14 protein-coding genes are annotated in these 8,885 nt (G+C 67.5%); 9 read left to right on the top strand and 5 right to left on the bottom strand.

Annotated features, from left to right (window positions below):
- Positions 1–510: 510 nt before the first annotated feature.
- From ACTF4R_RS03215 to ACTF4R_RS03205, 3 genes are all read right to left on the bottom strand, one after another.
- Positions 511–1,299: an SDR family NAD(P)-dependent oxidoreductase gene (locus tag ACTF4R_RS03215; RefSeq protein ID WP_440006189.1), complete on the bottom strand. Its 789-nt coding sequence runs from the start codon at positions 1,297–1,299 to the stop codon at positions 511–513.
- Positions 1,300–1,408: 109 nt separating this feature from the next.
- Positions 1,409–2,077 carry a helix-turn-helix domain-containing protein gene (locus ACTF4R_RS03210; protein ID WP_440006187.1) on the bottom strand — a complete coding sequence of 223 codons (669 nt, stop codon included), beginning with the start codon at positions 2,075–2,077 and terminating at the stop codon, positions 1,409–1,411.
- A 122-nt stretch (positions 2,078–2,199) separates the two neighbouring features.
- On the bottom strand, positions 2,200–2,856 hold the full coding sequence (locus tag ACTF4R_RS03205; protein ID WP_440006185.1) for a helix-turn-helix domain-containing protein: 657 nt from the start codon (positions 2,854–2,856) through the stop codon (positions 2,200–2,202).
- A 144-nt stretch (positions 2,857–3,000) separates the two neighbouring features.
- Here ACTF4R_RS03205 and ACTF4R_RS03200 point away from each other — a divergent pair, with 144 nt between their 5' ends.
- Entirely contained in the window at positions 3,001–3,432 is a 432-nt protein-coding gene (locus ACTF4R_RS03200) for a DUF8147 domain-containing protein (protein WP_440006183.1), read from the top strand.
- A gap of 79 nt (positions 3,433–3,511) precedes the next feature.
- Positions 3,512–3,964, top strand: a complete 453-nt coding sequence (locus ACTF4R_RS03195; protein WP_440006181.1) for a hypothetical protein — start codon at positions 3,512–3,514, stop codon at positions 3,962–3,964.
- Positions 3,965–3,974: 10 nt separating this feature from the next.
- On the opposite strand, the gene ACTF4R_RS03190 is transcribed toward ACTF4R_RS03195, so the two are convergent.
- Complete coding sequence (locus ACTF4R_RS03190; protein ID WP_440006180.1) at positions 3,975–4,340, bottom strand: DUF7522 family protein; 366 nt, start codon at positions 4,338–4,340, stop codon at positions 3,975–3,977.
- 169 nt (positions 4,341–4,509) lie between these two features.
- On the opposite strand from ACTF4R_RS03190, the gene ACTF4R_RS03185 reads away from it, so the two are divergent.
- The 3 genes from ACTF4R_RS03185 to ACTF4R_RS03175 all read left to right on the top strand — a co-directional run bounded on the left by ACTF4R_RS03185 (position 4,510) and on the right by ACTF4R_RS03175 (position 6,431).
- Positions 4,510–5,433, top strand: a complete 924-nt coding sequence (locus tag ACTF4R_RS03185; RefSeq protein ID WP_440006178.1) for an HhH-GPD family protein — start codon at positions 4,510–4,512, stop codon at positions 5,431–5,433.
- Positions 5,434–5,486: 53 nt separating this feature from the next.
- Positions 5,487–6,068 carry an NADPH-dependent FMN reductase gene (locus tag ACTF4R_RS03180; RefSeq protein WP_440006177.1) on the top strand — a complete coding sequence of 194 codons (582 nt, stop codon included), beginning with the start codon at positions 5,487–5,489 and terminating at the stop codon, positions 6,066–6,068.
- Between the two features lie 66 nt (positions 6,069–6,134).
- Positions 6,135–6,431 carry a hypothetical protein gene (locus tag ACTF4R_RS03175; protein ID WP_440006176.1) on the top strand — a complete coding sequence of 99 codons (297 nt, stop codon included), beginning with the start codon at positions 6,135–6,137 and terminating at the stop codon, positions 6,429–6,431.
- An 87-nt stretch (positions 6,432–6,518) separates the two neighbouring features.
- On the opposite strand, the gene ACTF4R_RS03170 is transcribed toward ACTF4R_RS03175, so the two are convergent.
- Positions 6,519–6,755 (bottom strand): ribbon-helix-helix domain-containing protein, encoded by a 237-nt coding sequence (locus tag ACTF4R_RS03170; protein WP_440006175.1) that lies wholly within the window; start codon positions 6,753–6,755, stop codon positions 6,519–6,521.
- 186 nt (positions 6,756–6,941) lie between these two features.
- Between ACTF4R_RS03170 and ACTF4R_RS03165 the strand changes: the two genes are divergently transcribed.
- From ACTF4R_RS03165 to ACTF4R_RS03150, 4 genes are all read left to right on the top strand, one after another.
- A complete protein-coding gene (locus ACTF4R_RS03165; RefSeq protein ID WP_433624436.1) occupies positions 6,942–7,529 on the top strand; it encodes a thymidine kinase in 588 nt (195 codons plus the stop codon).
- Between the two features lie 7 nt (positions 7,530–7,536).
- Positions 7,537–8,148, top strand: coding sequence for a YIP1 family protein (locus tag ACTF4R_RS03160; protein WP_440006173.1), 612 nt, complete (start codon positions 7,537–7,539; stop codon positions 8,146–8,148).
- 27 nt (positions 8,149–8,175) lie between these two features.
- Positions 8,176–8,439 carry a hypothetical protein gene (locus ACTF4R_RS03155; RefSeq protein ID WP_440006171.1) on the top strand — a complete coding sequence of 88 codons (264 nt, stop codon included), beginning with the start codon at positions 8,176–8,178 and terminating at the stop codon, positions 8,437–8,439.
- Between the two features lie 112 nt (positions 8,440–8,551).
- Positions 8,552–8,794 (top strand): DUF8028 family protein, encoded by a 243-nt coding sequence (locus ACTF4R_RS03150; RefSeq protein WP_440006169.1) that lies wholly within the window; start codon positions 8,552–8,554, stop codon positions 8,792–8,794.
- Positions 8,795–8,885 lie beyond the last annotated feature (91 nt).

Here is an 8,885-nt window from a genome sequence, read left to right as displayed (position 1 = left end):
AAAACAAGTGAAATCTACACTGTCATTAATGTCATCATTTGTAGATGGGTGTAGTGCATACTGATATCATCGTATCGGAAGGCCATATCGGTGTAGGTGTGCGAATTTGCATTCTACTAGGGGTGAGCGTAGTGCTGTCAGACAAGAATGAATACAGCAGGACGGTTAGACGTCGACCAACGAAAACTCCGCTACCGCTCTCCGCTCCGCAGCGTCCGAAGGCACTTCGGACAGGCGTCGTCCGTCGTCACGTAGTTACAGCCCGGACACATCGTGACCGACCGCAGCTTCTCCAGAATCGTGTTGCTCACCGGTGAATCGCCACTCTCTATCGGACTATCGCAGCGGAGAGTGGACAACTTTCCCGTTCAGATATCCGCTCTTGATAAGGACGGTCCGGAACCCTCGAAGAGCGGGAAACCGAGAGCGCGAGAGGAGCGCCGGGCGACCGTGGACCGTGGACCGTGAACCGTCGACCGACGACGCACGCTGGCCCCGCCAATCCCGGTCTCAATCTATGTGCCCGCCGCCGTCGACCCAGACGGTCTCGCCGGTCACGTACGACGCCTCGTCGCTCGCCAGGAAGAGGTACGCCCCGGCCAGTTCGTCGGGGGTCCCGGCGCGAAGGGGGAGACCGGGGGTCTCCGCGTCGGGGTCGGGACCCATCGCCTCGGCCTCCTCGGCCCAGCCCTCGCGTATCTCGGTCGCCACGGGGCCGGGGGCGACGGCGTTGACGCGCACGCCGTGCTGGGCGAGTTCGAGCGCCGCGCTCCGGGTCACCATCCGGACAGCGCCCTTGGTGGCGGCGTAGTGGCCGTGGTCCCACGCCGCCCGGCCCTGGGTGTCCGAGGAGGTGTTGACGACGACGCCCGGTTCGCCGCGCTCTATCATGTCGTTCGCGGCTATCTGCGTGCCGAAGAAGGTGCCCCTGGCGTTGACCCGCCAGAGGTCGTCGAACTCCTCGGGCGTCACCTCGCGGAACCGCCGCTTGGTGTAGATTCCGGCGTTGTTCACCATCACGTCCACGCCGCCGAACTCCCGGGCGGCCGCGACGACCGTCTCCACGTCCTGCGGGTCGGACACGTCGGTTTCGACGTACTCGGCGGTCCCGCCGGCGTCCGCGATGGCCTCGTGCGTCGGTGCGGCGGCGTCGGGGTCTTTCGCCTCCTCGCGCACGTCGGCGACGACGACGGTCGCACCGGCGTCGCCGAACGCCAGCGCGACGGCCCGGCCGATGCCGGAGCTACCGCCGGTGACGACGACCGTCCGGTCCGCGAAGTCGGGGTTCAGCGTTGCCATGTCTCTCCGGCAGTTGGCGCTCCAGTCGTAAAGTCCCCCGTCCGCGCGCGGGTCCGAGCGCGTGCGGTGGGACCGCGGTGAGCGACGCCGCCCGTCCGCCGCGCTGCCGTCACATGACGGGCGCGTCGAAGCCCCGGCCGGAGGAGAGCGTGTTCTCGACCAGCGTCTCGTGGGCGCGTCGCATCCGCTCGGAGACCGCCTGGTGGGAGATACCGAGTTCGTCCGCGAGAACCATGGTGTCGGCGTCCCGCGGGACGTCGTAGTAGCCGCTCTGGAGCGCGAGCGCGAGCGTGCGCTGCTGTTCGTCCGTCAGTCCGAAGCGACTCTGTCGAGCGTCGCAGAACGGGGAGATGGTCGAGATGGCGAGTCCCCATCCTGCGTCCCGGCACTGGTCGTAGGTCCTGGACAACGACTCCCGGTCGGGAAACAGCACGCGGAAGTTCCACTGCTGCTCGGTCGCCCAGACGTCCAGGACGATTCCCTCGGCGGTCGCGTTTTCGACGAACGATTCGACCTCCTCGCTCCACTCCACCCGATAGAACTGTTCGTCCCCGACCGTCGCGACCAGGTCGAACCCGTCGACACTGGGGTCGTCGGCCAGTGTCGCCGCGACCGCGTCCTGTTCGTGACCGAACATCCACGCGAACGGCATCGCCCACTCGCCGCCGTGCGCGACGACCCGCTCGATCTCGACCGACAGCTCCGGAAGCTCCCGTACCGTTTCCCCCAGTGCGAACTCTTCGGCCGATACCTGCATCTCTGCTTTCGTCCCGCGCATTACCGGTAATGACTCGAATCGCGGGGATAGAATCGACCCTTCGTGAGACGAAGGCATTTATAACGACTAAGGCTCTATGAAATTATTTATAGAACGCATCTGTTATTTACAGGGTCGGAAGATTAGGCGTCGAAATTCGAAGGACGTCCGATCGAGAGGGTGTTCGTGACCAGGTTGGTGAGGCCGCGGCGCAACCGCTCGGAGGCGGCGCGATTCGATATCTCCAGTTCCGCCGCGACGTCTTCGAGGGTTCCCGTACGCGGGGTGTCGAAGTACCCCAGTTCGAGCGCCGTGAGGATGGCCTCCCGTTGTTTCGGCGTCACGTCGTACTGTCCCATCTTGGGTTCGGTGAGACGAACGAGTCGCTCCAACTCGAAGTCGATGCCCCGTTCGTGACAGTGCTCCTGGAACCGCCGCAGCGACGCCCGGGAATCGGAGCGGACCTTGAGGAACCACTGGTCGGCGGCCCCCTTCGCCTGGAGAATCGTCGCGTCACCGCCGTCTATCGCACGAAAGAGGTCGTTGTCGGACCAGCAGATCCTGTAGAGAGCGCCGTCCTGGAGTTCGGCGGTCTGCTCGATGCGCTCGACGGTCGGGTCGTCTCTCGCCGCGTCGACGAACGCTGCGTGGTCGCCGCCCTCCGCCCAGACGTACGGAACCTCTCGATTCCGTATCGGAACGAGGAGTTCGCACTCGAGGACCATCTCGGGGGCCGCCCGCAGACCGTCGGCCAGCACGAAGTCGTCTGCGGAGACGAAGAGTTCAGCGACGACGCTCATACTCGCTACCAGTGTGAGCCACTACCGTAATCTGCATGCGTAGGACACTCTCGGTCGCGTTCAATAATCCACCGGCCCCTCGCGGTTCTCGCCGCGAGAGAACCAGCCGACGGGTATATTGTTTCAGGTCCCGTCAGTACTCGTATGAACACCTACGCGAGGGCTTTCGTCTCTCTGCTGGTCGGGGCCGTCGGGTTCCTGGTCGGCCTCGTCGTCGCCACGGAACTGCTCACCCCGTACGTCTGGCCGGCGCTGTTGGTCTCTCTCCCCGTCGCGCTCGTCGCGGGCGTCCTCGCCACCGGACTGACGTACGTCGGTCTCTCCTACCGGGAACAGCAGGCCCGATACGGCGAGCCCTCGCCGCGCACCGTCGCCGCGCTCGGCGCGCTCGTCGTCGGCACTGCTGCGTTCGTCGTCACCGCTCCCGTCGTCGCGTACGCGCTGGGCCTCGCCTCGGTCCCGCTGGCCACCGCGATGCTGTTCGGTGGTCTCCCCGTGGGACTGATTGCGGCCGCGGTCGGTGCCGCGGTCGGTGCGAGCTACGCCGGTCGTTCCGGAACGGTCGCGCCGCGGTGACGGTTCTCGCCGGTCGGCTGGCCCCCAATCGCTAATACTTCGTCGACCGTACCGCGTCCGAACGGCGACGGAGGAACCGATGACGGACACGCCCACGCGTCGAACCGTCCTCCGGCGGATAGCCGCCGCGGGGAGCGGACTCGCGGCCCCGGGAGTCGCCGCGGGCGAGACGAACGCCGGGACGCCGCGACGGGCGTTCGCGTATACCTGCGACGTGACCACCTCCGGACCCGACCCGAACGTCGACGACGTGCTACTGCTCGTGCGGGTTCGGGGAACGTTCGGGCCGACGAAGCCGGACTGCTTCGGCGAGCGAGCGACGCTCTACCGATACCTGTTCGTGCGATACCGCGCCGGTCGAACGCGACGCAGCATCCTCTGGGCGACCGAACGGGACCTCCCGGACGGTCTCTACCGAATCACGAACGTCTCCGTCTGCGTCCCGGCTCCGAGCGGCTACTGCGGGTTCGAGCCGTTCTACCGCGTTCTCCTCGAACGACTGCCCGACGGAGGATTCGGGGGGTCGTGGTGAGGGCGGCGGACTACCGGTCGAGCCACTCCGAACACTGTTCGACCACGGCGAGCAGCGGCACCGCCTCGTCGTCGAAGTGGACGAACAGCGCGCCCGGTTCGGCGGGGAACTGGAGCAACACCGCCTGGTCGAACGCGTAGATTGCGACGTTGAGGCGACCGGTTCGGAGCACGTTCTCGGCGTCCTCGCGGGCCCCGTCGCCCAGCAGCGACTCGCGGTGGAGCCGCCGCAGGTCGGCCGACTCGTACCGTCCCTCGACGTCGTCGCGCTCGTAGAGCGACCGGTACTCGCCGTCGTCGTAGATGGTGACGCCGCGCAGTGCCGGCCCGACTCGCGACCGCAGTTCGTCGACGAACTCCTCCCGAGTTTCGTCCACGGTCGTCCGGAACAGGGACGGGGACGTTCATAGTTTTGACGGGGGAGCAACGCCGCACGCGCTGGCGCGCCGCCGACCACCCCCGCAGTTCCGGTCGGACGACCGCTCGGCTCGCGGCGAGCGCGGTCGAACCGCTATCCGTAAACCGGTCCCGTCCGTAACGCCGACGATGACCGAAGCGGACTGGTCGCTCCCGGACGACCGCGACGCGGTGCGGACGGCGCTGGTCTCGTGGTACGAGGACGACCACCGCGCGTTCCCGTGGCGCGAGACCGACGACCCCTACGAGATTCTCGTCTCGGAGGTGATGAGCCAGCAGACCCAACTGGGGCGGGTCGTCACCGCCTGGGAGGCGTTCCTCGACCGCTGGCCGACCGTCGAGGCTCTCGCCGCCGCAGACCGGGCCGACGTGGTCGGCTTCTGGACCGACCACTCGCTGGGGTACAACAACCGCGCGAAGTATCTCCACGAGGCCGCCGGGCAGGTCGTCTCGGAGTACGACGGCGAGTTTCCGGAGACGCCCGAGGAACTGCAGAACCTGCAGGGCGTCGGTCCCTACACGGCCAACGCCGTCGCCTCCTTCGCGTTCAACGCGGGCGACGCCGTCGTCGACACGAACGTCAAGCGCGTGCTCTACCGTGCGTTCGACGTGCCGGACGACGACGCGGCGTTCGAGGCGGCGGCGGGCGAACTGATGCCCGGCGGCGAGTCGCGGGTGTGGAACAACGCCGTCATGGAACTCGGCGGCGTCGCCTGCGAGAAGACGCCCGCCTGCGACGAGGCCGCCTGTCCGTGGCGCGAGTGGTGTCACGCCTACGAGACGGGCGATTTCACCGCGCCGGACGTGCCGACCCAGCCCTCCTTCGAAGGGAGTCGCCGGCAGTTCCGCGGGCGCGTCGTCTCCGCGCTGAAGGAGTACGACGAACTCCCGCTCTCGAAGCTCGGACCGCGCGTCCGGGTCGACTACGGCGGCGACAGCGGGGCCGAGTGGCTCCGGGACCTCCTCGCGGACCTCGAACGGGACGGCCTCGTCGAGGTCGAGCGACGCGAGGACGACGGCGAGAGCGCGACCGTCGCGCGACTCCGGCGGTAGGCGCGGAACGCCGTGCGACAAGCTATATTCGGCTACCGCCCACACGTCCACCCATGCCGAACCAGCCACACGTCGTCGCTATCTGCGGCAGTCTCCGGGACGCCAGCGTCACGCGAACCGCACTGGAACACGCCGCCGCGGGCGTCGAGGAAGCGGGCGGGACCGCAGAACTGCTCGACCTCCGGGAGTTCGACCTCCCGCTGTTCGACGCCGACGAGGACGAGGCGGGCGACGCTCCGGAACTCACGAGGCGGGTGCGCGAGGCCGACGCCGTCGTCCTCGGGACGCCGATGTACCACGGCTCCTACTCGTCGGTGCTGAAGACCGCGCTGGACTACTGCGGCTTCGACGAGTTCGAGAACAAGACGGTGAGTCTGCTCGCGGTGTCCGGCGGTCGCTTCCCCGTCACCGCGATGGACCACCTGCGGTCGGTCTGCCGGGCGCTCGACGCCTGGGTGCTGCCCTACGAGGCCGCCGTGCCGCGCTCGCACAGCACGGTCTCGGGCGGTGAGTTCGTGGACGAGGAACTCCGGGACCGGGTCGTCACGCTCGGCCAGCAGACCGTCCGCTACGCGAAGATAGAACCCTGCCCCGCGACGTTCGAGAGCACCGAGAACGTCGGGGCCCAGGAGTAGGTACCACCCCACACGGTTTTCACGAATCGCGTCGACCTACCCACGTCGCCTCGTCGACAGTCAGCCATGATCGAACTCGAAACGGTACGGGAGCGACCGGAGTTCGCCGCGGTCGCGCTCACGATAGACGCGGCAGACGCTCGCGACCGCGTACAGCGGTCGTTGAAGGGACTCAGTGCGACGGAGACGGAGGACGGTATCAAGCTCCGCACGACGCGCGGGATGCTCGTCGCAGTCGTCGGGGACCGCCCCGAGTCGGACGAGACGGAAGCCGAGCTGGCGTATCGGACCGCGCCGCCGTCGGAGCTGGCGACGCGGAAGGGCCGGAAGGTGTTCGAGGCCCTGGAGCAGTTCACCGCCTGATTCGGGCGGCCGGCGGCGCCGCACGAAATCGCGTCCCGCCGCGGCCCCCGAGAGCGCCGGACGACGCCGACGGTCGGGACTCGCGGTTCAGAACCCGTAGTCGTCGTTCGGCTCGTCCTGCATCGCGGGGTCCTGGTCGTCGACGGTCTGCGTGAACAGTTCCTCGTCCTCCGTCGTCGTCTCTTCGGTCACGTTGTAGGTCGAGACGCCCATCGAGAGCAGTTCTTCGACGGCCTGCTCCCGATTCACGAACTCGCCCTGTTCGACGAGGCGGTCGATGTCGTCGTTGATCCGGTCGGGAAGGGTCACCTCTATCTTGGACATACGCAGTGACGTTGGCGGTTCGGGGGTGTGAATGTTGGGGTCGCGGTCGGCGGGACCGACTGTGCCCCCGGGACGCCTCGACGGCGGGCGGACGAGGTCGGTTCGTCCCGGGCCCCCGAGACCCCGACGGCTGCGCTCGCCTCGAATCGGCAATCCTTTTGGCGGAGTCCTGTGCGCCACTCGAGTATGCACAAGATAACGAACAGCGGGTGGGTCGAGGTCGTCACCGGTTGCATGTTCTCCGGGAAGACCGAGGAGCTGCTCCGGCGACTCCGGCGCGCGGAGATAGCCGGCCAGTCGGTCGCCGTGTTCAAGCCGGACCTGGACGACCGATACGGCGAGGATACGGTCGGCACGCACAACGGCCGGTCGTGGGAGGCGACGGTCGTCGAACCGGAGGGCGACGGCGTCTGGGACATCGCCGACGCGCTGAACGGCGAGGAGGTAGTGGCCGTCGACGAGGCGAACTTCTTCTCCGACGAACTCGTCTCCGTCTGCGACTTCCTCGCTGACGACGGTCGCCGGGTCGTCGTCTCCGGAACGGACCAGACGTTCCGGGGCGAACCGTTCGAACCCCTGCCCCAGCTCGTCGCGCTGGCCGAGTACGTCGAGAAGTACCAGGCGATCTGTGCGGAGTGTGGCGAACCGGCGACGCGCAACCAGCGACTCATCGACGGCGAACCCGCCCACGTCGACGACCCGACCATCCTCGTCGGCGCGGAGGAGTCCTACGAGGCGCGATGTCGGAACTGTCATACCCTCCGGACCGACTAGTTCGCGTATGACCCAGTGGGTCGAGAATCCGCGGGGCGGGCGGGACCGCGGTCCGGTGGCGGTCGCTCGCGCGTGGGTCGAAGTGCTGGTCCGCCCGCGGCGGTTCTTCCGCACTGGCGTCGCGCCCGGCGACCAGGCTCCGGGGCTGGTGTTCGGCGTGGCCGTGACGGTCGTCGCGGCGGCGACCCGCATCGCGGTCGGCGACGTCGACGTGCCGGAACTGGCCGGCGGGCCGCTGCTGTCGGCGCTGTTCGTCCTCGCGCTCGTGGGGCTGTTCGTCGCACCCGCCGCCCTCCACCTGACGGCGGCGTTACAGACGCTGCTGTTGATGGCGCTCGTCCCGGACCGCGCGGGCGTCAGCGAGACGGTGCAGGTCATCGGCTACTCGACAGCCCCCTGCCTGTTCGCCGGCGTTCCGGTGCCGGAGATACGACTCCTCTGTGCGGCCTACGGGTCGGTCCTGCTCGTCGTCGGCGTGTGGGAGGTGCATGATACGTCGTTCGCGCGCGCGGTGGCGGCCGGCGCGCTCCCGGCGGCGCTCGTGTTCGCCTACGGCTTCGGCGGTGAGGCCGCGTGGCGGACCGTCATCCCGTCCCTCGCGGCGGCGGTCCCGTGGTGATTAAAGTATCCGGTCCGTATCGCCGGTATGCTCAACCTGCTCGTCGACGACTTCATGGTGGAACTGAAAGACGGCGCGATCCGGAACGTCGGCCCGTCGAACAAGACCGGGACGGCGAAGCTGTTCGACGTGGAGACGGCCGAAGCGCGCGAATTCGGCGACAAGCGCGTGAAACTGGTGTTCGAGGACGACGAGGGCAACGAGGTGCAGGTCGCGCTGTTCCCCGAGCAGGTTCGGAAGGTCGCCGCCGACATCGAGAACCTGGAAGACGACAGTCCGGTCTTCGAGTAGGTCGTCCCGACCGATAGCCGTTCCGGAGCACCTGACGCCGCGTTAGTTACTTCTAACCGTTTTAACCACTCAATAATGAAGGCGCGGGAGACCGTCTCTTCGCGTACGGAGTATGTCGACTATCACCGACACGATGGACGGGGACGACGACGGGGACGACGCCGAGACGACGCGCTCGGTGCCTGCACCCGTCCGGTTCGTCGGATTCTGGGCCGCCATCGCGCTCCCGTTCATGTACGTTCCGTTGCTCGCCACCGGTCTCCAATCGTCCAGCCAGCTCCAGACGTTTCTCCTGTTGCTCGCGCTCAACGTCGTCGCGCTCCTGCTCGGCCACCGCCACGACGGCGGGACTTAACCGTCTGATAAGCCGTTAACGGCCCTCCTTCGCCTCGATTCTCGTCCGCTAGCCGAACTATAACTATACGTACGACTGTCCCAGAGACGAC

Source organism: Halomicrococcus pelagicus (genome assembly GCF_051917725.1).
Taxonomy (GTDB): Archaea; Halobacteriota; Halobacteria; order Halobacteriales; family Haladaptataceae; genus Halomicrococcus.
The sequence above is the reverse complement of the archived record's forward strand: the minus strand, read 5'-3'. Positions and strand labels throughout refer to the sequence as shown.

Coding starts and splice junctions, on each gene's coding strand:
- ACTF4R_RS03155 (WP_440006171.1), top strand. CDS start 8,176: ATGCTCAACCTGCTCGTCGACGACTTCATGGTGGAACTGAAAGACGGC.
- ACTF4R_RS03180 (WP_440006177.1), top strand. CDS start 5,487: ATGCCGAACCAGCCACACGTCGTCGCTATCTGCGGCAGTCTCCGGGAC.
- ACTF4R_RS03170 (WP_440006175.1), bottom strand. CDS start 6,755: ATGTCCAAGATAGAGGTGACCCTTCCCGACCGGATCAACGACGACATC.
- ACTF4R_RS03215 (WP_440006189.1), bottom strand. CDS start 1,299: ATGGCAACGCTGAACCCCGACTTCGCGGACCGGACGGTCGTCGTCACC.
- ACTF4R_RS03195 (WP_440006181.1), top strand. CDS start 3,512: ATGACGGACACGCCCACGCGTCGAACCGTCCTCCGGCGGATAGCCGCC.
- ACTF4R_RS03205 (WP_440006185.1), bottom strand. CDS start 2,856: ATGAGCGTCGTCGCTGAACTCTTCGTCTCCGCAGACGACTTCGTGCTG.
- ACTF4R_RS03150 (WP_440006169.1), top strand. CDS start 8,552: ATGTCGACTATCACCGACACGATGGACGGGGACGACGACGGGGACGAC.
- ACTF4R_RS03175 (WP_440006176.1), top strand. CDS start 6,135: ATGATCGAACTCGAAACGGTACGGGAGCGACCGGAGTTCGCCGCGGTC.
- ACTF4R_RS03160 (WP_440006173.1), top strand. CDS start 7,537: ATGACCCAGTGGGTCGAGAATCCGCGGGGCGGGCGGGACCGCGGTCCG.
- ACTF4R_RS03185 (WP_440006178.1), top strand. CDS start 4,510: ATGACCGAAGCGGACTGGTCGCTCCCGGACGACCGCGACGCGGTGCGG.
- ACTF4R_RS03165 (WP_433624436.1), top strand. CDS start 6,942: ATGCACAAGATAACGAACAGCGGGTGGGTCGAGGTCGTCACCGGTTGC.
- ACTF4R_RS03210 (WP_440006187.1), bottom strand. CDS start 2,077: ATGCGCGGGACGAAAGCAGAGATGCAGGTATCGGCCGAAGAGTTCGCA.
- ACTF4R_RS03200 (WP_440006183.1), top strand. CDS start 3,001: ATGAACACCTACGCGAGGGCTTTCGTCTCTCTGCTGGTCGGGGCCGTC.